Source organism: Acidiphilium multivorum AIU301 (assembly GCF_000202835.1).
GTDB lineage: Bacteria > Pseudomonadota > Alphaproteobacteria > Acetobacterales > Acetobacteraceae > Acidiphilium > Acidiphilium multivorum.
This window is the reverse complement of record NC_015186.1, coordinates 1,481,043-1,504,169: the sequence shown is the minus strand read 5'-3', so window position 1 is coordinate 1,504,169 and position 23,127 is coordinate 1,481,043. Positions and strand designations below refer to the sequence as shown.

18 protein-coding genes, 1 tRNA gene, 1 pseudogene and 1 other annotated feature are annotated in these 23,127 nt (G+C 64.5%); of the genes and pseudogenes, 11 read left to right on the top strand and 9 right to left on the bottom strand.

Annotated features, from left to right (window positions below; genetic code table 11):
• Window positions 1-89: 89 nt before the first annotated feature.
• Window positions 90-1,415 (bottom strand): annotated as a pseudogene (locus tag ACMV_RS19735) (IS3 family transposase).
• Window positions 966-1,082 (bottom strand) — a sequence feature (AL1L pseudoknot). It overlaps the preceding pseudogene by 117 nt.
• A gap of 187 nt (window positions 1,416-1,602) precedes the next feature.
• Window positions 1,603-2,550, bottom strand: coding sequence for a LysR family transcriptional regulator (locus tag ACMV_RS06580; protein ID WP_013639927.1), 948 nt, complete (start codon window positions 2,548-2,550; stop codon window positions 1,603-1,605).
• Window positions 2,551-2,678: 128 nt separating this feature from the next.
• Between ACMV_RS06580 and ACMV_RS06575 the strand changes: the two genes are divergently transcribed.
• Window positions 2,679-3,110 (top strand): DoxX family protein, encoded by a 432-nt coding sequence (locus tag ACMV_RS06575; protein ID WP_011942129.1) that lies wholly within the window; start codon window positions 2,679-2,681, stop codon window positions 3,108-3,110.
• 341 nt (window positions 3,111-3,451) lie between these two features.
• On the opposite strand, the gene ACMV_RS06570 is transcribed toward ACMV_RS06575, so the two are convergent.
• Window positions 3,452-4,492: an IS110 family RNA-guided transposase gene (locus tag ACMV_RS06570; protein WP_011930570.1), complete on the bottom strand. Its 1,041-nt coding sequence runs from the start codon at window positions 4,490-4,492 to the stop codon at window positions 3,452-3,454.
• Between the two features lie 268 nt (window positions 4,493-4,760).
• On the opposite strand from ACMV_RS06570, the gene ACMV_RS06565 reads away from it, so the two are divergent.
• From ACMV_RS06565 to ACMV_RS06555, 3 genes are all read left to right on the top strand, one after another.
• Window positions 4,761-5,189, top strand: coding sequence for a transposase (locus tag ACMV_RS06565; protein ID WP_013639925.1), 429 nt, complete (start codon window positions 4,761-4,763; stop codon window positions 5,187-5,189).
• On the top strand, window positions 5,141-5,542 hold the full coding sequence (locus ACMV_RS21150; protein WP_081479267.1) for an IS5 family transposase: 402 nt from the start codon (window positions 5,141-5,143) through the stop codon (window positions 5,540-5,542). The genes ACMV_RS06565 and ACMV_RS21150 overlap by 49 nt, the downstream gene beginning before the upstream one ends.
• 152 nt (window positions 5,543-5,694) lie before the next feature.
• On the top strand, window positions 5,695-6,336 hold the full coding sequence (locus ACMV_RS06555) for an Imm5 family immunity protein (RefSeq protein WP_041664652.1): 642 nt from the start codon (window positions 5,695-5,697) through the stop codon (window positions 6,334-6,336).
• 1 nt (window position 6,337) lies between these two features.
• Here the strand turns inward: ACMV_RS06555 and ACMV_RS06550 are convergent, their stop codons facing one another.
• The 4 genes from ACMV_RS06550 to lepA form a co-directional block, all read right to left on the bottom strand.
• Window positions 6,338-6,682 (bottom strand): Arm DNA-binding domain-containing protein, encoded by a 345-nt coding sequence (locus ACMV_RS06550; RefSeq protein ID WP_013639922.1) that lies wholly within the window; start codon window positions 6,680-6,682, stop codon window positions 6,338-6,340.
• A 151-nt stretch (window positions 6,683-6,833) separates the two neighbouring features.
• A tRNA-Ser gene (locus ACMV_RS06545) sits at window positions 6,834-6,923 on the bottom strand.
• Between the two features lie 53 nt (window positions 6,924-6,976).
• On the bottom strand, window positions 6,977-8,332 hold the full coding sequence (locus ACMV_RS06540) for a DNA recombination protein RmuC (RefSeq protein ID WP_013639921.1): 1,356 nt from the start codon (window positions 8,330-8,332) through the stop codon (window positions 6,977-6,979).
• Between the two features lie 5 nt (window positions 8,333-8,337).
• Window positions 8,338-10,143: a translation elongation factor 4 gene (gene lepA / locus ACMV_RS06535; protein WP_011942124.1), complete on the bottom strand. Its 1,806-nt coding sequence runs from the start codon at window positions 10,141-10,143 to the stop codon at window positions 8,338-8,340.
• Between the two features lie 265 nt (window positions 10,144-10,408).
• Here lepA and ACMV_RS06530 point away from each other — a divergent pair, with 265 nt between their 5' ends.
• The 7 genes from ACMV_RS06530 (at window position 10,409) to ACMV_RS06500 (ending at window position 20,606) form a co-directional block, all read left to right on the top strand.
• Window positions 10,409-13,240 (top strand): bifunctional transaldolase/phosoglucose isomerase, encoded by a 2,832-nt coding sequence (locus ACMV_RS06530; RefSeq protein WP_013639920.1) that lies wholly within the window; start codon window positions 10,409-10,411, stop codon window positions 13,238-13,240.
• A 119-nt stretch (window positions 13,241-13,359) separates the two neighbouring features.
• On the top strand, window positions 13,360-14,364 hold the full coding sequence (gnd, locus tag ACMV_RS06525) for a phosphogluconate dehydrogenase (NAD(+)-dependent, decarboxylating) (RefSeq protein ID WP_011942122.1): 1,005 nt from the start codon (window positions 13,360-13,362) through the stop codon (window positions 14,362-14,364).
• Window positions 14,361-15,965 carry a glucose-6-phosphate dehydrogenase gene (gene zwf / locus ACMV_RS06520; RefSeq protein WP_013639919.1) on the top strand — a complete coding sequence of 535 codons (1,605 nt, stop codon included), beginning with the start codon at window positions 14,361-14,363 and terminating at the stop codon, window positions 15,963-15,965. Before gnd ends, zwf begins: the two co-directional genes overlap by 4 nt.
• Window positions 15,962-16,780: a Cof-type HAD-IIB family hydrolase gene (locus ACMV_RS06515; protein WP_013639918.1), complete on the top strand. Its 819-nt coding sequence runs from the start codon at window positions 15,962-15,964 to the stop codon at window positions 16,778-16,780. The genes zwf and ACMV_RS06515 overlap by 4 nt, the downstream gene beginning before the upstream one ends.
• On the top strand, window positions 16,780-17,517 hold the full coding sequence (pgl, locus tag ACMV_RS06510; RefSeq protein ID WP_013639917.1) for a 6-phosphogluconolactonase: 738 nt from the start codon (window positions 16,780-16,782) through the stop codon (window positions 17,515-17,517). The genes ACMV_RS06515 and pgl overlap by 1 nt, the downstream gene beginning before the upstream one ends.
• Window positions 17,518-17,531: 14 nt before the next feature.
• Complete coding sequence (rpiA, locus tag ACMV_RS06505; protein ID WP_013639916.1) at window positions 17,532-18,806, top strand: ribose 5-phosphate isomerase A; 1,275 nt, start codon at window positions 17,532-17,534, stop codon at window positions 18,804-18,806.
• A 15-nt stretch (window positions 18,807-18,821) separates the two neighbouring features.
• Window positions 18,822-20,606 carry a glycoside hydrolase family 15 protein gene (locus ACMV_RS06500; protein WP_013639915.1) on the top strand — a complete coding sequence of 595 codons (1,785 nt, stop codon included), beginning with the start codon at window positions 18,822-18,824 and terminating at the stop codon, window positions 20,604-20,606.
• Window positions 20,607-20,630: 24 nt separating this feature from the next.
• Here the strand turns inward: ACMV_RS06500 and ACMV_RS06495 are convergent, their stop codons facing one another.
• Window positions 20,631-21,692, bottom strand: a complete 1,062-nt coding sequence (locus ACMV_RS06495; RefSeq protein WP_013639914.1) for an isocitrate/isopropylmalate dehydrogenase family protein — start codon at window positions 21,690-21,692, stop codon at window positions 20,631-20,633.
• Between the two features lie 31 nt (window positions 21,693-21,723).
• Window positions 21,724-23,124 (bottom strand): MFS transporter, encoded by a 1,401-nt coding sequence (locus tag ACMV_RS06490; RefSeq protein ID WP_007421743.1) that lies wholly within the window; start codon window positions 23,122-23,124, stop codon window positions 21,724-21,726.
• Between the last annotated feature and the right edge of the window lie 3 nt (window positions 23,125-23,127).

Below are 23,127 nucleotides of genomic sequence, written 5' to 3'. Positions count from 1 at the left end.
GGACACAAACAGAATACAGAAAAACAGCGCTACGCAAGGAAATCCGCCATGTTCAGGTTATTCTGAAGTAAAAACTTCAGTTTAGTGACTTACAGTAAGCCGCGCGGGGTTTGCCGGAGGCCATTCGGGTTAAGCCAAGCGGCGATCTTCATCTGGTCGAGTGTGGCGAAATATCGTTGTTCGGCTTCGGCGGGCGGGATATTGCCGATCGGCTCGAGAAGGCGTCTGTGGTTGAGCCAGTCGACCCATTCGAGGGTTGCGAACTCGACGGCCTCCAACGATTTCCACGGCCCGCGACGACGGATGACCTCGGTCTTGTAGAGGCCGTTGATGCTCTCGGCGAGAGCGTTGTCCTAGCTATCGCCGACACTGCCGACGGACGGTTCGATGCCGGCCTCCATCAGGCGCTCGGTGTATTTGATCGAGACATACTGGCTGCCCCGGTCGCTATGATGGACGAGGCCGCCGCTACGTACCGGACGTCAGTCGTGAAGAGGCTGTTCCAGGGCATCGAGGACGAAACCGGCATGCGCCGTGCGGCTTACCCGCCAGCCGACGATACGCCGGGCGAATGTATCGATGACGAACGCCACATACACAAAGCCCTGCCAGGTCGCGACATAGGTGAAGTCGGAGACCCGGAGCATGTTCGGCGCCGGCGCCTGGAACTGGCGGTTGACGCGGTCCAGTGGGCAATGGGCCGTCTTGTCGCCGATCGTCGTCCTGACCGGCTTGCCGCGGACCGCGCCTTGTAATCCCATTGTGCGCATCAACCGCTCCACCGTGCGGCGGGCAACGGCGCATCCTTCCCGCCACAACTGCCGCCAGACCTTGCGCGCATCGTAGACCCCGAAATTCTCCGCGAACACGCGCCGAATATCCGCCGCAAGCGCCTCATCCCGCCGTGCGCGTTCTGACCGCCTCTCGCGGTTGGCCTGCTTCGCTACGTGCTCGTGGTCGGTCGATGGGGCGATCGGCAGCACCCTGCAGATCGGCTCGACCCCATAGGCCCCGCGGTGATCATCGATGAACGCAATCATGGCTTGAACCGGCGGTCGAGCTCCGCCTGGGCAAAATAGGCCGACGCCTTGCGCAGGATCTCATTCGCCTGGCGAAGCTCGCGGTTCTCGCGTTCCTGCGCCTTCAGCTTCGCAGATACTTCCGACGGAACACCAGGCGCACGGCCGCTGTCGCGATCCGCCTTCTGCACCCATTCACGCAGCGTATGAGGCGAGCAGCCAAACTTCGCCGCGATCGACAACATCGCCCCCTCCGCAGCATTCCACATTCCAAGGCAGGCGGAACCTTGGCTGCTTCGCCCAGCGCGACGGATGTTCGCCCTCGTGCTCCAGCACCATTCGCACCGCACGCTCGCGGACTTCAGCAGAAAACTTGTTCGTCGTCGGACTCGTCATGGCTCCATCCCATTTGGGAGTTGGAGCCTCCGGCAAACCCGGGGCGGTTCAGGTTGGTTGCCCGAATTCAAGCCAAGGCCGCGCCACTTGTCGTGCGTACCGCTTGTGCGCCTGTCCTGGCGCTGGAAGCTCGGCATCATAAAACCTCGGCACCCATCGCCTCGGCTGAATGGACGCTTGGTATCCGTCAGCAGGGATCGTCCGCCGAATTGTCAAACATTCGGCCAGAGGACCATGGGGCGTTTGCGAAGTGATGCCAGAGGAAGTCGATTACGGCGGTGACACGCGCTGGTCGTAAGCCGCTTGGTGGCGTGACGATATTCAAGGCGATGGGTGGCATCGACCAATCGGCCATCGCCACTTCGAGCCGGCCCGCGGCGATGTCCTCAGCCGCCATGAACTCCGGCTGCACCGCGAGCCCTCGTCCTGCCACCAGCATTGGCCTCAGCGCATCGGCGTTATTGACCCTCAGGGGGCCACCCGGAACAACATCGACCTCCTCGCCCGTCGCATGGCGGAAGTGCCATCGACTAGATGAGGGGAGATAGGCATAGCCAAGGCAGACATGTTTTGCGAGGTCGCCTGGATGTTCTGGCCGACCTCGCCTTTCGAAATATTCCGGTGCGCCAACCAATAGGCGGCGGACACGACAAACGCGACGGGTCCGCAGGGCTGAATCTGGAAGAGCCGCAATTCTGATCGCGATGTCGAACCCGCCACCAACCAGATCGACGACTTCATCGGCCAAATGTAGGTCGACCGAAAGTTCCGGATACGTTTCGAACAGTTCCGGGAGGAGCGGCGCCACGTGCGCAATCCCGAATGACATTGGCGCGGTCAGTCGGACCAGGCCACTAGGTGCAGTGGCTTGGTCCATCGCCTCCGTCTCCAGGGCCTCGCCTTCTGTCAGGATCCGGCCGGCGCTCCTGGCCGCGCGACGGCCGGCTTCGGTCAAGGAAAGGCGACGGGAGGTCCTGTTCAACAGCGCGGTGCCGATCCGTGCCTCGAGGCGGGAGATCGCCTTCGACACTGTCGGCTTCGAAATTCCCAGCTCACTAGCCGCTCGGGTGAAGGACCTGGTCTCAGCGACTTTGGCGAACAGCGCCCAGGCTTCTAGGTCGGGTAAACGACGCATGGCAATATCCAGAAATTATGAGTTTCGATTATTTCTCTTTTTTATCTCTTCTGCCAGGCAGATATTCGCCGCGTCAATACATCAACAACCGGCTCGCCCAACCGGCGGCCCAATCGCGGAGATCATCCATGGCTACTTTCGGTGCTGACAGAATTAAGAACGAGACCATCCTCGCCGCCCGGCTCCTCCTCGTCACGCTGTTTCTTGTCTTCGGGTGGAGCAAACTCACAAATTATGGTGGGACCGTCGCCTATATGGCGCAAACTGGGGTCCCCCTCCCGTCGCTTGCGGCACTTGTTGCGATTGCGGTGGAGTGCTTTGTGTCGAGCGCCATCGTGATCGGCCTCTTTACTCGGCCTCTCGCGCTGTTGATGGGAGTATACACCCTCGCCACCGGTTTCCTCGCCCATCATTACTGGACGATGACCGGTGCGGCACATTTCGAAAACGAGATTAATTTCTACAAGAACGTCAGCATCTTGGGAGGATTTCTGTTGCTCTACATCGTTGGAGCCGGCAGGTATTCGCTCGATGCAAAATTCGGCCTTGAAGTGAAGTGAGAGCCGGTCCGGCAATATCTTCGCCGAGCGATTTCAGTCCCGGCCATCGTGTATCTGTCCGTCTTCGCAAACGAACTGAACGTATGGCCCGCCCCGTCCGCAAGGGGTGATTTTCATCTGGCTCTAATCAGTCTGCTTCAACGTATCCGGTCTCGGGCTTCGAACCCGGCCAAGATGGAGATCCGCGCGGCCTGATCCTCATAATCACACCGGCCTCGGAGGCCGTTCACTGCGTCAGGTTTTCAAGCCGCCGTTCGACTGTCAGGCCATCTTCCTTTCACCTCACGCAGACATCGACTGCCCTTTCGCGCCCAACTGTGAGCGCTGTTCGGGCGATTCCGTCATGCGGCCGCAGCCGCCGCTTCGAATTGGGCGTCGTAATCGCAACCGTGCGCCAAAACGGCCCATGCAATCCGAGCCAGCTTCGCGGCCAGCGCGACTACGACCACGTTCTTATGCGCTCGATCGAGCAATCCCCGCGCCCAGCGGCCCAACGGCGTATCGCGTTCGACAAGATAAGGCAGCGCCGCTCGTGCGCCATGGATCAAGTTCTTCCGCAAATAACGATTGCCGCGTTTGCTGATGCCGAGCAGGCGCGGTTTTCCACCCGTTGTCATTTGCCGTGGAACGAGCCCCAGCCACGCCGCCATGTCCCGCCCACGTTTGAATGCATGCGCCTCGCCGACCGCCGCCGCCAGCGCCGTAGCGTTTATCGTTCCAATTCCTGGGATTTTGGTCAAACGTCGCACAGCCACGTCGTCACGAGCCAACTGAACGAACTCGGCGTCGAAGCCGGTGATCCTCTGGTCGAGTGAACGCCATTCCGCCCGAAGATCTTCGATCAACGTCCGGATGCGCGGGCTCAACGCGGCAAAACCGCCATCTTCGGCCAATGTCTCAAGCTCGGCTTCCAGTTTCCTCCGGCCTTGCGGAACGACGATCCCTCGCTCCAGCAGCAACGCCCGCAAGTGATTGATCAGCGCCGTCCGTTCCGAGACGAGGCGCTCCCGGGCTCGGTGCAAAGCCTGGAGATCAGATTGGTCCTGGCTCTTCACAGGCACGAAACGCATCGTTGGCCGCGTCGCAGCCTCTGCGATCGCCTCCGCGTCGAGATCATCGTTCTTCTGCGCCTTCACGTACGGACGGACATATTCCGGCGACATCAGCCGCACCTCGTGGCCCCGCGCGGCGAAAATCCGCCCGAGGTGATGAGCGCCGCAACATGCTTCCATTGCCACAATGCACGACCCAAGCTCGCCAACGAAACTTTCCAACGTTCCCCGCCGAAGTCTCCGCCTCAAAACAACCCGGCCGGCGGCGTCCATGCCCACCACGCTGCAAGAGTTCTTCCCAAGATCGATGCCGAGAATCATGATATCCATCGGTCTGCTCCTCTCTCCAAACCAGCGGCGATCCTACCAGATCGCCACGAGAGGGGCGGGCCATCCCATAATCACAATCCACTGAAATCGCTTAGCTACCTTTTGCGGTCTGGCTCCAAGCTGACCAATTCCAACGAAGCTGGAGAAGAGTGCCATAAAGTCGTCGATCACTAGGCCGTGTGGACGGAATCCCTGATATGAGGATTTGACCGATTCCCGAGCCGGGAATTGTTCGGATCACTGCGTGACCGGCAACGGAGGGTCGGGCATGCTGACGGGAATGACGGAACAGGATTGGTCTGTGGTGCTGAAGGTTTTTGACGCGGCCCAATCGAGCCGTGGCGAGCCGGGGCATGACGACCGGAAATTTCCGGAAGCGGTGCACTATTTCACTGTCCATAGCATCACGTGGCGGGCCCTGCCTGCGGAATTTGGCAAATGGAACAGCGTATGGAAGCGGTTCTGGCGGCTGAGCCGCTCCGGGGTGTTCGAGGCGTTCTTTCAGCTTCTCGCCGAATACAGCCAGACCGCGCATCTGGTGCAGTTTTTCGACAGCACAACGGCGCGCGCCCACGTCTCCGCCGCCGGGGCAAAAGGGGGCAGCAGGGCCAGGCCCTTGGCCGCTCGCGTGGCGGCTTCCCGACCAAAATTCACCTCAAGACCGATCTCGACGGCCACCCGCCCGACTTCCACCTGACCGGCGGCGAAGCCAGCGATACCACCGAGTTCGAGACCTCGCTCGATATCGGACCCGACATCCGTCCGCGTATCGTGGTGACCGACAAGGGCTACGACAGCCGCGCCAACCGAGTGGCAGCTCGCGCGCGCGGCATCACCCCGGTCATCCCGCGTCGCGAAAATTCCAAGGAAAGAGGCCAATTCTTCCCGAAGCGGTTATACCGCCGACGCGCACGCATCGAGCAGACGATCGGCAAACTCAAACGCTTCAAACGCATCGCCATGCGCTGCGACAAGACCGCAACCAGCTACGCCGCCTTCATCAGCTTCGCTTGCGCACTGATATTGGTTAAATCCGTCCACGCGACCTAACGAGCCCATCGGTGTTACAAAGCCGATGTGTTCCGACTCCGAACGTATTTTTCAAAGCTCGCGATGTCGAGCGGGGAAGGCCAGACGGTCACCGATCCGGACGGAACATGGACTTTCGGGGCTGATGGAACGATCACAGGCCGAAATCATGAATGGCGATTGCGAGGCATCAATTGACGAATTCTCTTACGCTCGCACGCAACATTGATATTGCCCGGCATGAGCTGGAAGCAAGCGGGCGCGTCAGCCTGCCTAGGAGGCGTGCGATCTGGCGCGCGATGTATCCCGATATCGAAACCAAACAAGGGCGCGATGTTGGCCATCGCCGACTTGTTCTGCTGGATATTCTCGCGGTCCAGCGCGTAATGCCGCTTTGGCGCGCGGTCTTTCCGACTGATAACTCGCCAGCTTTGATGCTGCGAATTGCTCTTGATACCGCCTTCGATCGTACGGATCCGGTACTGGCTGAAAAAACCCGCGATTCGCTTTATGTCGATATCGTCGAGAACCGGAGCTATGCGAAAGGTCAGGAGACGGCAATGTTTGTCGGCCATGCGGCTGCCAACACCATCATTACTGCCGTCTTCCAGGGGGTTCCGGATGCAGATGCCGAAATCGATGACGATGATCTCGATCCGGAAGGTTTCGAGCCGAGCATGCTTGCAGCCGCGGCGGAGGCCGGCGGATTACCCTGGTCCGAAGCCACCGACCGGAAAAAAGAACGCGCCTTCTGGGACTGGTATCTAGGGAGTGCCATCAGAAGAGCCTGTGAAATGACGGGAAACGAGGTTTAGCCTACCTTCCCAAATTAGTGTCGATGTCACGGATTATCGAACGACGACTCGTAGAAAACCGCTCATAATTGGCCGCCTCGGCGCGCAGTTGCCTGCGCACCAGCGAGGGATCGCGGCCGGCGCGCAGCCCGGCCCGGGCCTCGTCGCGCGCATCCCGCGCTGCGGAGAGCATCACCTCGGGGTAGGGGCCGATGCTGAGCAGCTTCTCCTTGCCGCCGATCTTGTAGCGGAAGCGCGAGAGCTTTCCTCCGGCGGGCGTGACCAGCAGGAACAAGCCATTGGAATCAAACATCTTGTACGGCTTGTCTCGGACCTGCGCCTTGCGGACGGCGATGTCGGTGAGCATACCCCTGCCTCCTGTCCCATACCCCACATCCGACCCCGAAGTGCCCCGGGATTGGGGGGTATCTCGTGAGACGGATTAGGACACCGTCGCGGAGGAAAGTGAAGAGATTTCAGGTGGTTGAGGCTGATTGAGATCGCGTGAAACGCGAAACTGGCGGAGGGAGTGGGATTCGAACCCACGGTACGTTTTCACGCACACACGCTTTCCAAGCGTGCGCCTTCGACCGCTCGGCCATCCCTCCGGCGCCGGGGCTTCATAGCCAACAACCGCGCCGGGCTCAAGCGGGGGGCAGCGTTATTCCTCGGCGGTGTCGAGGCCGAGCAGGGCAGGGGCTTGGGTGGGGTCGAGCTCGTCGATGTCGCGCAGCTTGCGGCCGACGGCGCGGATGCGGACCTGGGTGCTGTCGATCCCCTTCGAGAGCTGTTCGGCGCGTTTCGCCAGCGCCTCGATGCTCTCGCCGAGCTTGCCCCATTCGAGCTTCACCGCCGAGAGGATGCGGCCGATTTCGCCGGCGCGGCGCTCGAGCTGGACGGTGAAATGGCCAACCCGGATCGTGTGCAGCAAGGCGGGCAGCAGGCTCGGGCTCTGGATCAGCACCCGGTGCTCGCGCTGCACCTGCTCGACCAGGCCTGGAATCCGGGCGACCTCGGCGAACAGGCCTTCGCTCGGCAGATACAGGATCGCTATATCCGTGGTGCGCGGGGGGCGGATGTATTTCTGGGCGATCTTCTTCGCCTCGTCGCGGATGCGGGTGCTCAGCGCCCGCAGCGCCTGGGTTTCGCCGTCGCGGTCGCCTGCCTCGGCGGCGAGCAGCAGGCGGTCGTAATCCTCGGTCGGAAATTTCGCGTCGATCGGCAGCCAGACGGGCTGATCCCCCTCGCGCACCGGCATGCGCAGCGCGAATTCCACCGCCTCGGCGCCGTTCGGATCGGCGCGGAAATTGGCTTCGAACGTGCCGGGCGGCAGCGTGTCGTCCAGCGTCTGGCGGATCTGCGCCTCGCCCCAGCCGCCGCGCGATTTCACGTTGGCGAACAGCCGCTTGAGATCGCCCACCTGGGTGGCGACCGACTGCACCTGGCCGATCGCCTGCTGCACCTGGGCGAACTGCTCGGCCACGCGCTGGAAGCTCTCGCCGATTTTCTGCTCCAGTGCTGATTGCAGCTTCTCGTCCACCGCGGCGCGCATCGCGTCGAGCTTGGCCTCGTTGCCGGTGCGGATTTCATCGAGCTTCTGCTCGACGCGGCCGCGCAGCGCCTCCTGCCCCTCGCGCAGGGCCAGCGAGACGCCGGCGAGATCGCGGTTCATGCGATCGGTGAGCAGGGTCTGGCTCTCGGTCAGCCGGGCAATCGCGGCCATGGTCTCGCTGAGCCCCTGGGCGCGGCCGGCCTGTGCCGCCGATTCCGCCTCGGCCAGCTTGCCAGTGAGCAAAATGGACAGTTCGCTCATCGCGCCGTGCAGGCGCGCGAGCTGCTCGCCCTGCGCCCGCGCCCCGTCCTGCACGCGGTCGAACGCCTCGCGCAGCCCGGCGCGGGACTGTTCGGCGATCTCGCCGCGCAGGGCGGCGATCTGGCGGGATTGCAGGACCGCGAGGACGACGAGGATCGCGGCGCCAAGGGCGGCGATGGTGGCGGCGATGGCGGCGGGGAGCACTGGGCTCAGGCGTCCATCTTCAGCGCCGCGAGGAAGGCGGTCTGCGGGATTTCGACCTTGCCGAACTGGCGCATCCGCTTCTTGCCCTCCTTCTGCTTCTCCAGCAGCTTGCGCTTGCGGCTGATGTCGCCGCCATAGCACTTGGCGGTGACGTCCTTCGACAGCGCGCCGAGGGTTTCGCGGGCGATCACCCGGCCGCCGATCGCCGCCTGGATGGCGATCTTGAAGAGCTGCCGGGGGATCAGGTCCTTCAGCTTGGCGCAGATCGCGCGGCCGCGGGTGTCGGCGACGGAGCGATGGGCGATGAAGGCCAGCGCGTCCACCGGCTCCTGGTTGACCAGGATGGAGATCTTCACGAGGTCGCCCTCGACATAGTCGTCCATCTGGTAGTCGAAGCTGGCATAGCCGCGGCTGACCGATTTCAGCCGGTCATAGAAGTCGAACACCACCTCGTTGAGCGGCAGCCGGTAGACCGCCATGGCGCGGTTGCCGACATAGGTGAGGTCGACCTGCTGGCCGCGGCGCTCGTTGCAGAGGGTGAGGACGGCGCCGAGATAGTCGTCCGGCACCATGATGGTCGCGCGGATCCAGGGCTCCTCGATATGGTCGATGACCGAGCCGTCCGGCATGTCGGCCGGGTTGTGCAGCTCCATCATCTCGCCGCTGGTCTTGTAGAGCCGGTAGACCACCGAAGGGGCCGTCGCGATCAGGTCGAGATCGAATTCGCGCGACAGACGCTCCTGGATGATCTCGAGATGCAGCAGACCGAGAAAGCCGCAGCGGAAGCCGAAGCCGAGCGCCGCCGAGGTCTCGGCCTCGTAATGGAAGCTCGCATCATTGAGCCGCAGCTTGGCGAGGCTGTCGCGCAGCTTCTCGAAATCGTCGGCATCGACCGGGTAGAGCCCGCACCAGACCACCGGGATCGACGGCTTGAAGCCGGGCAGGGGTTCGGTGGCGGGGGCGCGGTCGTCGGTGATCGTGTCGCCCACGTTGCAGTCGGCCACCGTCTTGATGGCGGCGGTGATGTAGCCGATCTCGCCGGGGCCGAGATCGGCCTGCGGGGTGAGCTTGGGCGAGAAGGTGCCGACCTGGTCGATGGTGTGGACCGCGCCGGTCGACATCATGCGGACGCGCTGGCCCTTGCGCAGCCGCCCGTCGCGCACACGGACGAGGATGATCACGCCGAGATAGGAGTCATACCAGCTGTCGACCAGCATGGCCTTGAGCGGCGCCGTCTCGTCGCCCTTCGGCGGCGGCAGGCGGGTGACGAGCGCCTCCAGCACCGCCTCGATGTTGAGGCCGGTCTTGGCGGATATTTCCACCGCGTCCGACGCATCGAGCCCGATCACGTCCTCGATCTGCTGCTTCACCCGCTCGGGTTCGGCGGCCGGCAGGTCGATCTTGTTGAGCACGGGGACGATCTCGTGATTGGCGTCGATCGCCTGGTACACGTTCGCCAGCGTCTGCGCCTCCACGCCCTGCGAGGCGTCGACCACCAGCAGCGAGCCCTCGCAGGCGGCGAGCGAGCGGCTCACCTCATAGGCGAAGTCGACATGGCCGGGCGTGTCCATCAGGTTCAGGACGTAGGTCTTGCCGTCCTTCGCCTTGTAGTTGAGGCGCACGGTCTGCGCCTTGATGGTGATCCCGCGCTCCTTCTCGATGTCCATGTTGTCGAGCACCTGCTCGGTCATCTCGCGGGCGGAGAGCGCGCCGGTGGTCTGGATCAGCCGGTCGGCCAGGGTCGACTTGCCGTGGTCGATATGGGCGATGATTGAGAAGTTGCGGATCAGTTCGGTGGGGGTCGAGGTCATGCGCGCTGTTTAATCGAGATCGGGGCGAATGTCAGCTTCATTGCGCGGAAGGCGGCCCCGCTTCGATATGTCGGGTCCATCGTACCATTGAAAAGAACGATCGGTTGCGCCAAACCTGCCTTCAGTCACAGAACGGTGACAAGCCGAGACGGGACGTGACATCGGCGGCGGGCTTTCCCATCTCTCGACAGGATCGGCAAACAGCCGATAAGCCTGCTCCGGCACCGGACCGTCGTCCATCACGACCTGCGTTGAGGAGATCCGCATGAACCCCCTGAAACAACTCGCTGAAGCCGGGCAGGCGCCCTGGCTCGACTTCGTCCAGCGCGGCCTGATCGAGGGGGGAGAACTCGCCACCATGGTCGCGCGCGACGGGCTCAAGGGGGTCACCTCCAATCCGGCGATCTTCGAGAAGGCGATCGCCCATGCGCCGGAATACGGGGAGGCGTTCCAGCGCTTCGTCCGCGAGCGCGACTGCGCGCCAATGGAGATCTACGAACACCTGGCCATCGCCGACATCCAGGCCGCGGCGGACACGCTGGCGCCGGTCCATCGCGAAACCGGCGGTCGCGACGGCTTCATCAGCCTCGAGGTCTCGCCCTACCTCGCGAACGACACCCAGGGCACGATCGACGAGGCGCGCCGCCTGTGGGCCGCGGTCGACCGCCCGAACCTGATGATCAAGGTGCCGGCGACCTCGGCCGGAATCCCCGCGATCCACACCCTGATCGGCGAGGGGCTGTCGATCAACGTCACCCTGCTGTTCGCGGTGCCCCGCTACGAGGCGGTGGCGCAGGCCTATATCGCCGGCCTTGAGGATTATGCGGCAAAGGGCGGCGACGTGTCGAAGGTGGCGAGCGTCGCGAGCTTCTTCGTCAGCCGGATCGACACCGTGATCGACCGTGAATTGCAGGCGAGGATCGATGCCGGCGGCCCGGCCGGCATCCTGCAGCCGCTGCTCGGCCAGGCCGCGATCGCGAATGCCAAGCTCGCCTACGAGAGCTTCCGCAGGATTTTCGCGGGCAAGGCGTGGGAGGCGCTGGTCGCGAAGGGCGCGCAGGTGCAGCGCCTTCTCTGGGCCTCGACCGGCGTCAAGAATCCCGACTATCCGGACACGCTCTACGTCGAACGGCTGATCGGCCGCGACACGGTGAACACGATGCCGCCGGCCACGATGGACGCGTTCCGCGACCACGGCTCGGTCGTGCATGACGCCGTCGAACAGGATATCGAGGGCGCCTATGCCGCGCTGCATGCGATCGAGGAGCAGGGCATTTCGCTCGCGACCGTCACCCATGACCTGGTCGAGGATGGCGTGCGCCAGTTCGCCGAGGCGTTCGACAAGCTGCTCGGTGCGGTCGCCGAAAAGCGCGAGGCGCTGGTCACGGTGAACGCCGCGCGCATCGAGGCGCCCGAGGATATCGTCCACGCCGTGAACGAGGCCGCCGCCGGCTGGCGGGCGGATGGCGTGGTCCGGCGGCTCTGGGCCGGCGACGCCGCGGTCTGGACCGGCGCCGACGAAGCCGACTGGCTCGGCTGGCTCGACATCGTCGGGCAGGAGCACGCCCATGTCGGCACGCTGGTGCGCTTCGCCAACGCGATCCGCGAGGGCGGCTTCACCCATGTCGCCCTGCTCGGCATGGGCGGATCGAGCCTCGGGCCTGAAGTTCTCGCCACCAGTTTCGGCCGTCAGGCCGGCTGGCCGCACTTCCACATGCTCGACAGCACCGATCCCGCCCAGATCCGCGCGCTGGAGCGGAAGCTCGATCTGGCGAAGACGATGTTCATCGTCTCGTCGAAGTCCGGCAGCACGCTGGAGCCGAACATCATGCTCGCGCATTTCCGCGCCCGCATGATCGAGACCGCGGGCGAGGCGGCGTGGTCGCGGCACTTCACCGCGGTGACCGATCCGGGCTCCTCGCTCGAACAGGTCGCGAAGCACGAGCGTTTCGCGCATCTCTTCCATGGCGTGAAGTCGATCGGCGGGCGCTATTCCGTGCTGTCGAAGTTTGGCCTGGTGCCGGCGGCGGCGATGGGGATCGACGTGTCGGACTTCCTGGTCCGGACCTCCCACATGGTCGCCTCCTGCGCCGCGAGCGTGCCGGCGGATCGCAATCCCGGCGTGCGGCTCGGCCTCCTCCTCGGCACCGCGGCGACGCGGTTCGGCCGCGACAAGGTGACCATCGTGACCTCGCCGCGCATTGCCGGTCTCGGCGCCTGGCTCGAACAGCTCATCGCGGAATCGACCGGCAAGCAGGGGCGCGGACTCATCCCCGTGGATGGCGAGGCGCTCGGCGAGCCCGCCGCCTATGGCAAGGACCGCGTCTTCGCGCAGCTCGTGCTCAAGGGCGATGAGGACAAGGCTCAGGATGCGAAGCTCGCAGCACTCGCGAAAGCGGGGCATCCGGTGGTGCGGATCGTGCTCGATGACGTCGCCCAGATCGGTCAGGAATTCTTCCGCTGGGAGATGGCGACCGCGGTCGCCGGCGCCATCATCGGCATCAACCCGTTCGACCAGCCCGACGTCGAGGCGAGCAAGATCAAGACCCGCGCGTTGACCGATGCCTATGAGAAGGGCGCGCCCGTCGCCGCCCCCGATCCGGTGTTCCGCGAGAACGGCATCGCCGTCTACGCCGACCCGGCGAACGCCGAGGCGCTCGGCCGTCACAACACTTTGTCGGCCTGGCTGAAGCACCATTTCCAGCGCGCCCACGCGGGCGACTATATCGGCCTGCTCGCCTATATCGAACACACGCGGGCGCACGAGGCGAAGCTGGAGGCGATTCGCCTGCGGTTGCGCGATGCCCGCAAGGTCGCGACCTGTGTCGGCTTCGGCCCGCGCTTCCTGCACTCCACCGGGCAGGCCTACAAGGGTGGGCCGAACAGCGGCGTCTTCCTGCAGATCACTGCCGATGACGCGGCGGATTTCGCCGTGCCCGGCCACCGCTACAGTTTCGGCCAGGTGAAGGGGGCGCAGGCGGAGGGAGATCTCGGCGTTCTCGTCGAACGCGAACGCCGGGCCATCCGCGTTCACCTTGCCGAGGTGGACGCGGGGCTCGCCGAACTGGAGAAGGCCATCGACCACGCCTTCGCTTGAATCTTGCGGGCGCGCAGCTCCGCGCCCGACCGGAGACCATTGACGAGCGTCATGCCCGGCGGCCCCGCGTCGTGGGACCGTCAGCGGCATGGCGCGGCAACAGGAACGGAGACAGAGCCATGAAGATTGGTGTGATCGGCCTTGGCCGGATGGGCGCCAACATTGTCCGCCGGCTGATGCGAGACGGCCACGACTGTGTGGTTTTCGACAAATCGGCAGAATCCGTCGAAAAGCTCGAGAAGGAAGGGGCGACCGGCGTGCGCGATCTCGCAGGCCTCGTGAAGGCTCTGGAGCCACCGCGTTCGGTCTGGGTGATGCTTCCGGCCGGGCAGGTGACGAGCGAGACCGTCGACGCGCTCGGCGACCTTCTCGGGCAGGATGACGTGGTCATCGATGGCGGCAACAGCTTCTATCGCGACGATATCGCCCATGCCGCGCGGTTGAAACGCAAGGGCATCCATTTCGTCGATGTCGGTACCTCGGGCGGAGTCTGGGGGCTCGAACGCGGCTACTGCATGATGATCGGGGGCGACGACGCCATCGTCTGGCGGCTCGACCCCGTGTTTCGAACCCTGGCGCCGGGGCGTGGGGAAATCGAACCGACGCCGGGGCGCGAGGGACGGGACGAGCGTGCCGAGCTTGGCTACATCCATGCCGGCCCGAACGGCGCCGGGCATTTCGTGAAGATGGTGCACAACGGCATTGAATACGGGTTGATGCAGGCCTATGCGGAAGGCTTCGCGATCCTGCGCAACCGCTGCGCCGATGCGTTGCCCGAAGCCGAACGCTACGACCTCGATGTCGCCGACATTGCCGAGGTGTGGCGGCGCGGCAGCGTGATCTCGTCCTGGCTGCTCGACCTGACCGCCGCGGCACTGGCGCGCGACGGGGCGCTTTCCGACTACAGCGGCTATGTCGAGGATTCCGGCGAGGGACGCTGGACGATCAACGCCGCGATCGAGGAGGCGGTTCCGGCCGATGTGCTCACCGCCGCACTCTATGCGCGGTTCCGCTCCCGGCTCGATCATACGTTCGGCGAGAAGATCCTGTCTGCCATGCGACAGGGCTTCGGCGGTCATGTCGAGCAGGGACCGGCTGCTGCCAAGCAGGGAGGTGGCGCATGAACCTGCTGGCAAAACACCCGCTCCGGTCAGAGGCCGGATCCTCCGGCGCCGCCTCGGCCTCCCCCGCGGGCCCCTGCAGCGTCGTGATTTTCGGTGCCGCGGGGGATCTGACCAAGCGGCTGCTGGTGCCGGCGCTCTACAATCTTGCGAATACCGGCCTGGTGCCCGAGAAGTTCGGCCTGCTTGGCGCCGATATCGCCGACCTCGACGCAAAGCACTGGACCGGCTCGCTGCGCGAGATGCTGGAGAGCTTCGTCGGCGATCCGGAAGCCGAAGACCAGATCAAGCAAGTTGACGACGCCGCATGGGATCGCCTGACGGCGCATGCCGATTACGTTCAGGGTGATTTCACCAGGGACGAATTCTACGAAACCCTGAAGTCCCGCCTCGAAGCGATCGAAAATTCGCAAGGCACGGGCGGCAACCGGCTGTTCTACCTTGCGGTGGCCGACCGGTTCTTCGCACCGATCGTCGAGCATCTGGGCAAGGCCGGCCTCGTGACCGAGGATGAGTCGGGCGGGGGGACGTGGCGGCGGATCATCATCGAAAAGCCGTTCGGCCACGACCTTGCATCGGCTCAGGACCTGAACCGACGGCTTCTGAGCGTGGTCGACGAGCGGCAGATCTACCGGATCGACCATTTTCTTGGCAAGGAAACCGTTCAGAACATCATGGCGTTGCGGTTCGGCAACGGAATCTTTGATCCGCTCTGGAATCGCGATCGAATCGACCATGTGCAGATCACCGTCGCCGAGACGGTCGGCGTCGAGGGACGGGCGAAATTCTACGAGCAGGCCGGCGCGTTGCGCGACATGGTGCCGAACCACGTCTTCCAGCTCGTCGCCATGGTGGCGATGGAACCGCCGGTTGGTGTGCGGGCCGAGGCGATCCGCGACAAGAAGCTGGAACTCTTCTCCGCCATCCGCACCTTGCGTCCGGAGGATGCCGTGCGTGGCCAGTATGGCGCGGGCGAGGTGTCCGGCCAATCGGCGCGCGGCTATCGCGAGGAGCCAGGTGTTGCTGCGGACTCGAATACCGAAACCTATGTCGCGTTGCGGCTTGCCATCGACAACTGGCGCTGGGCCGGCGTGCCGTTCTACATTCGCACCGGCAAGCATCTTTCCGAGCGGATGACCGAAATCGCCATCCGTTTCCGCAAGCAGCCGCTTGCGCCGTTCCAGGGCGCATCGCTCGATGGCCTGCCGCCGAACTGGCTGGTTCTGCGCATCCAGCCCGATGAAGGCATCGCCATCGAGTTCGAGGTGAAGCAACCCGGCCAGACCATGCGGCTGGCGCCCGCCCGGATGCAGTTCAGATATCGTGACCGTTTCGAACCGGAACCGAACGTCGGCTACGAAACCCTTCTGTATGATTGCATGATCGGCGATCAGACCCTGTTCCAGCGGGCAGACATGGTCGAGGAGACGTGGCGTGTGGTCGGCCGTGTTCTGGAAGCCTGGGGCAGAGACCGAGCCGCCGATTTCCCGAACTACCGCAGCGGCAGCGCGGGACCGGATGCGGCGGACAAGCTGCTTGCGGATGATGAGCCGACGCGGCGCTGGCGACCGGTCGCGCTCGATCCGGCGGAGAGCGGGCAATGAGCCGCGCGGTCGATCTCGTGATTGCCGATGTCGATGGCACCCTGGTCACCAATGACAAGCGCCTGACGGCGGCGACGAAGCAGGCGGTCGATGCGCTTCGCGAGGCGGGCATCCGCTTCGCGATCACCAGCGGGCGGCCGCCGCGCGGCATGCGGATGCTGAGCGAACCGCTCGCCATCGACACGCCGCTGGCCGGGTTCAACGGTGGCGTGATGATGGCCCCCGATTTCAGCCGCGTCGTCGCCTCGCACGACCTGCAGGACGACGTGATCGGCAAGGCCATCGATCTGCTCGATGACCATGGCCTCGATGCCTGGGTCTACACGCATGATCGCTGGCTGGTCCGCGATGCCGCGGCGCCGCATGTCGATCGCGAACAGCGTACCGTCGCGTTCGAGCCGGAGACCGTCGAGCGCTACGATGTATCGTCTCTTCATGGCGTCGTGAAGATCGTCGGGGTGACCGATGACGCCGAGCGTATGAAATCCTGCCTTGCCGCCGCGCACAAGGCGTTCGGTGACGGCGTGACGGCGGACTGCTCGCAGCCCTATTATCTCGATATCACCAGCGCACATGCGAACAAGGGCGCGGTGGTGGATGCGATGTCGAGCGAGCTCGGCATCCCGCACGAGCGTATCGCGACCATCGGCGACATGCCGAACGATGTTGCCATGTTTGCCCGCAGCGGCCTTTCCATCGCGATGGGCAATGCCGATGACAGTGTCAAGCGGAAGGCGGATCATGCCACACGCGGCAATGAGGAAGATGGCTTTGCCGAAGCGATGATGCGCTTCGTGCTCGAGGGGAGACGCTGATGAAACCTGTGCGTGGCGAACTCGTCGTCGTGCCCGATGCGAAGGCCTTCGCCGAATACGGAGCGCGCCTCTTTGCGGAAGAGGCCGCCGCCGCGCGCGGCCGGTTCGTGGCCGGCCTCGCCGGCGGATCGACGCCGCGGGCATTGTACGAACGGCTGGCTGCTGCGCCCTGGCGCGACAGCATCGACTGGACACGCATCGATCTCGTTCTCGGCGATGAGCGGTTCGTCGCGCCGGATGACGACAAGAGCAATGTCCGAATGATCCGCGACGCCCTGACCGCGCATCTGCCGGCGGCGCCCCGCCTGCATCAGGTGCCGTTCGACGGGATGACGGTCGATCAGGCCGCCGCGGCATATCAGCGGGATCTGGCCGAGGTCCATGGCGCAGCGACTCTCGATCCTTCGAGGCCATTCTTTGATCTATGCCTGCTTGGCATGGGCGATGACGGTCATACCGCGTCACTTCTGCCCGGTCAGGACGATCTGCTCGGTGAACGGCAACGCTGGGTGATTCCGGTGACCAAGGGACGCCCGGAAGCGCGCGTCACGCTGACCTACCCGATCCTCGAAAGCGCGCGGGTCGTGGTGTTTCTCGTCTCCGGCGCCGGCAAGCGCGACATGCTCGATCGCGTCCTGAGCGGTTCGGATCGTGACGTGCCCGCCGCCCGCCTCAGGCCGGTCGGACGCCTGATCTGGCTCGCGGATCGCGATGCCGCCGGACGATGGGCGGACTGAAGGGGGCACATCGCATGGGAACCGATTTCGAAAATGGCAAGCGTGCGGCCGCGCGGCTGGCCGTCGGTCTCGTCGAATCCGGAATGCGCGTCGGCCTCGGCACGGGGTCAACCGCCGCCCATTTCATCGATCAGCTCGGCGCACGCGTCCGCGCCGAAGGGCTCGACATCGAATGCGTCGCGACATCCGATCTCACGGCAGCCAGGGCGGAGTTCCTCGGCCTGCGCCTCGTGCCGCTCGATGGTTCCCTCGATCTTGCGGTTGACGGAGCCGATGAGGTGGAGTTCGGAACGCTCCGCCTGATCAAGGGGCTGGGTGGTGCCCTGCTGCGGGAAAAGCTGGTGGCGCAATCGGCACGGCGCTTTGTCGTCATCGCCGACCGGAGCAAGCTGGTGACACGGCTCGGCGCGCATTCGAAACTGCCAGTCGAGATCGTCCGCCATGGCGCGGACCGCACCTGTGCCAGGCTCGCCGAACTGGATCTTGCGCCCGTTCTGCGCGCGAATGCCGGCAGTCCCTTCGTTTCGGATGGCGGCCACTTCATTGCCGATTGCACCATGCCGAAAGGCATCGTGCCCGAAGCCGTCGAGTCTGCCCTCCGCTCGATTGCCGGCGTTGTCGGCACCGGCCTCTTCCTGTCGGGTTCCGCCTGCGCGATCATTGGCTATCCCGATGGCTCGACCCGCCAGTTCGATGGCGACGCGGTCTCCGCGGCCGGCCTCGCACCCGCCGCGGCCACGCTGCGTTGCCTCGGCCTGCCGAAGCCGAACATTCCGCCACTGATCGCCGTGATGGGTGTTTCCGCATCCGGCAAATCCACGATCGGGCTTTTGCTGGCGGAACTTCTGGGCGTGCCGTTCTGCGATGGCGACGATCTGCATCCGGAGTCGAACCGGGAGAAAATGCGCTCCGGCCGTCCGCTCGACGATGAAGACAGGATGCCCTGGCTGCATCGCATCGCCATGCGCCTTGCGGAATGGCGGACGAGACGATGCGGCGGCGTCATTGTCAGCTCTCTTCTGACGCGGCGTTATCGCGATCTGGTGCGCGGCGGTGCTGGCCCGTTCACGCTGGTGCATCTCGATGGATCGCGCGATCTGCTGGCCGCGCGCATCGCCGCACGGCGCGGTCACTTCATGCCGGCATCCCTGCTCGACAGCCAGCTCGCGGCGCTCGAGCCGCCGCAGGCCGGAGAGGATGCGATTGTCGTCTCGATCGATGAGTCTCCCGTCGGCATCGTGCGGAGCATCATGTGGTCGCTGCAGGCTGGCCAGGTTTCAGCAAACTAGCGAGGGGAGGGCGCGATGAGCCTGAGAATCGAGGATTACGCAATCATCGGAGACCGGCAGACAGCGGCCCTTGTCGGCAAGGACGGCTCGATCGATTTTCTTTGTCTGCCACGGTTCGATTCCGATCCGTGCTTCGCGTCGCTGCTTGGAACGCGCGAGAACGGGCGGTGGCTGATCGCACCGGCTGCATCGCCCCTGCGGGTGGAGCGGCGTTACCGCCCCGAGACCCTTGTGCTTGAAACCGACTTTCATATCGATGACGGCGTGGTGCGGGTGACCGACTGCATGGTCCCCCACCCGCATGACACCACGCGGCTGGTCCGCATGGTGAGCGGCCTGTCCGGACGAGTGGAGATGCGGCTGGACATCGTGTTCAGATTCGGCTTCGGCCGCGTCGTACCCTGGGTGCAGCGGCTGCCCGGCCATGAAGGTTTCGTGGCGGTCGCCGGACCCGACATGGTCGTGGTCTGGGGCGACGTGCCGATGACCGGCCGCAATCAGCACACGGAAGCGCAATTCACAATCGAGGCGGGTGAGGAATTCCTGTTCGGCCTCGAATGGTTGCCCTCGCACAAGCGGGTGCCACATCGTTTCGATATGAAAATGGGAATCGAGCAGGCGTCAGACCGCTGGCGCAGCTGGGCGCAGCGCGCGCCGGTCAGTGGGCGCTGGGCCGAAATCGTGCGGCGGTCGCTCATCACGCTCAAGGCCCTGACACATTGGGAAACCGGCGGAATCATAGCGGCGGCGACGTCTTCGCTGCCCGAGCAACTCGGCGGCGAGCGCAACTGGGATTACCGGTTCTGCTGGCTGCGCGATGCGAGTTTCACACTCCAGGCGCTGATGAATGCGGGGCACCGGGACGAGGCACATGCGTGGTCGCGCTGGCTCGATCGTGCGATCGCCGGTGGTGCCGAGGACATCCAGATCATGTATGGCGTGGCCGGCGAGCGCCTTCTGACCGAACGCGAGATCGACTGGTTGCCAGGCTATGAAGGTTCAAAGCCGGTCCGTGCCGGCAATGCGGCCGCGGGCCAGCGTCAGCTCGACGTCTTCGGTGAACTGATGAATGCTCTCTATCAGGCACATGTCGGCGGGGTGCGGCGGGATGAGAACAGCTGGAACATCCGCCTCGTCCTGCTTGAAACCCTGGAGAAGATCTGGGCCGAGCCGGACGAGGGTATCTGGGAAGTGCGTGGCGGCCGCCAGCAATTCGTCCACTCCAAAGTGATGGCCTGGGTCGCGTTCGACCGGGCGATCCGCTCCGTCGAGGATTACGGCTACGACGGTCCGGTCGAACACTGGCGCGCGATCCGCCAGCAGATTCACGATCAGGTCTGCCAGAACGGCTTCGACGCGGAGATGAACAGCTTCGTTCAGGCCTATGGCTCGAAGGCGCTGGATGCGAGCCTGCTGCTGCTGCCGATCGTCGGCTTTCTACCGCCCGACGATCCGCGCATCATTGGCACCGTCGCCGCGATCGAACGGCATCTTCTGCAAGATGGATTCGTGCGCCGTTATGACACCGAAACAGGAAAGGATGGATTGACCGGCAATGAAGGTGTCTTTCTCGCGTGCAGTTTCTGGCTGGTCGACAATTACGTGATGATGGGCCGGCGCGCGGATGCCGAAGCCCTGTTCGAAAAGCTGGTGGCGTTGCGCAACGACGTCGGATTGTTCGCCGAGGAGTACGACACGGTCAACCGGCGACAGATCGGCAATTTCCCCCAGGCATTCACGCATGTTGCGCTCGTGAACGCAGCGCTCCGCCTGAGCGAGGAGGGGCAGGACGCCGGATAGCGCGCCCGCCCCCCGGGCGCGTGCTCAACTCTCGGTCATCGCCTCGATAATCGCCGAGCCCATGCCTGCGGTCGTCCCCTGACCTCCCAGATCGGGGGTCAGCGCGCGGCGCCCCTCGATCACGTTTGCCACGGCCTGCTCGATCAGGTGCGCCGCGGCGGTTGCCGCGGGTTCGGCATGGCGGCGGCCGAGCCAGTCGAGCAGCATCTGGCCTGACATGATCATTGCATAGGGATTGGCGATCCCGCGCCCTGCGATGTCAGGTGCGGAACCGTGTGTCGCCTGCGCCATCGCATGGCGCGGCCCGGCGCACAGGCCTGCCGCCATCCCGAGACCGCCGACCAGGCCGGCGGCCTCGTCGGTCAGGATGTCGCCGAACATGTTCGTGGTCACGACGACGTCGTAGCGCTGCGGGGTCATCACCAGGCGCATCGCAAACGTGTCGACGATTGCCTCGTCATAGGTCACATCGGGATATTCCGCCGCCAGCCTGCGACATTCCTCGGCGAACATGCCGCAACCGAGCTTGAACACGGTGTCCTTGTGCACGGCGGTCAGATGCCGGCGGCGCGCCCGTGCCAGTTCGAATGCCGCCCGCGCGACTTTCGATGACCCGTTCCGGGTGATGACCCGCACGGAGATCGTCACGTCCGGCGTTGGCCGAAACTCGCCCGAACCGGCGACGACGTTGCGGTCCGGCTGGAAGCCCTCGTTGTTTTCCCTGACGATGACGAGATCGACGCCCTGATGCAGGCAGGGCAGCGCGGCATGGGACTTCACCGGCCTGATATTCGCGAACAGGTCGAAATGCTTGCGCAGCAGCGGATGCGGGTTGATCGCCTCAGGTATCTTCGGATAGGCCATGTGCCCGATCGGGCCAAGCAGCCACCCATCCAGGGCGTCGAGCCGCTCGATGGTTCCGTCCGGCAGGGTGGAACCCAGGCTGTCAAGCGCCGCCCGGCCGATCGGGATATCCTGCCACTCGATCGCGAGCCCGGTCCGGGCCGCGGCGGCCTGCATGACCCTGACAGCCTCCGGCACGATTTCATGCCCGATATCGTCGCCGTTGAGTATGCCGATCTTCATTATCTCGATTGCCTTCTTTGCAGTTTTGGGTTCAGGGAGACAGGATTTCCAGGCTCTGCCCGTTCGTCCGCGGGCCGAACAGGCCGACCGAAAGGATGATCGCCAGCATGCCGAGGCCGATCATCACGAACACCCCGGCCGGGCCGAATCCCGCCAGCAGGTCGGCGACCCAGTAGCCGATGAAGATCGAACTCACGCGGCTCCAGGCGAAGGTAAAGCCCACGGCTCGCGCGCGGATGCGGGTTGGAAACAGCTCCGCCGCATAGGGATGGAAAATCGCGATCATCCAGTTGTTTCCGAGCGCGATCAGCGCGCCGCTGATGATCACCAGAGCCACCGTATGCGCGTGGACAAATGCGATGCCGCTCACGCCGATCAGCACCGCCGTGCCGACGAGCTGCCACTTGCGCTCGATCCGTTCCGCGAAGATCGTGCCGCAGATCGCGCCGACCGGCGCGAGCAGGACGATCATCGTCGTGTAGTAGAGCGAGTGGATGATCGTGAATCCCTGTTTGACCAGCAGCATCGGAACGAAGGCGGTAAACCCGAACACCGCGATGGTCTGCGCGAACTGGAAGATCGAGATCATCAGCGTGCGCGGCAGGTAGAAGGAGGAAAACATTTCGCTCCAGTGTCCGCTCGCGGCCGTCGCGTCGGGCACATCGGCGACGGGATCGGGCAGCTTCCTGCCGGTTTCCGCCTCGATCCTCGCCTCGATCGCCGCGACGACGCGGTCCGCCTCGTCGTAGCGGCCATGCACTTCGAGCCAGCGCGGCGATTCCGGAAGCCCGCGCTGAACGAACATGACCACCACGCCGCTGAGGGCGCCGATCGCCACCACCCAGCGCCAGCCGGCGATGCCGAACGGCGCCGCGGGAACCAGCATGGCCGCGAGGAAGGCCGCCACCGGTATCGCGGTGAGCACGAAGATGAACGACGCCGCCATGTAGCGCCCGCGGGCCGCGCGGGGCGTGAGCTCGGTCAGAAAGCTGTCATTGTTGATGAGCTGCATCCCGACCGCGAGGCCGGCGACGAAGCGCGCGGCATCAATCGCCGCGGGGTTCGACAGGAAGGCGATGGTCAGCTGCGCAAGCGAATAGACGGCCATGGAATAGACGAAGATCGCCCGCCGGCCGAACCGGTCGGAGATGAAGCCGAACCCGGCCGTGCTCAGCAGCATGCCGATGAAGAAGCTGGCGAGGAAGCTCGCAAACAGGTGCGGATCGAACATGCTGCCGGGCTTCGCGACGAAAATGCCCGCGCGCACGAGGCCGAGCGAGATGAAGCCCGGCATGAAGAGTTCATAGAACTCGAACCAGCCACCGGCCGCGATACGCCCGACCAGCCCGACCAGATGCCGCGATGGCGGCAGGCGGTCGATGCGCGCCAGCACGGTATGTCGCGCTGCCGTCCTGTCCAGAACCTGTTCCATGAT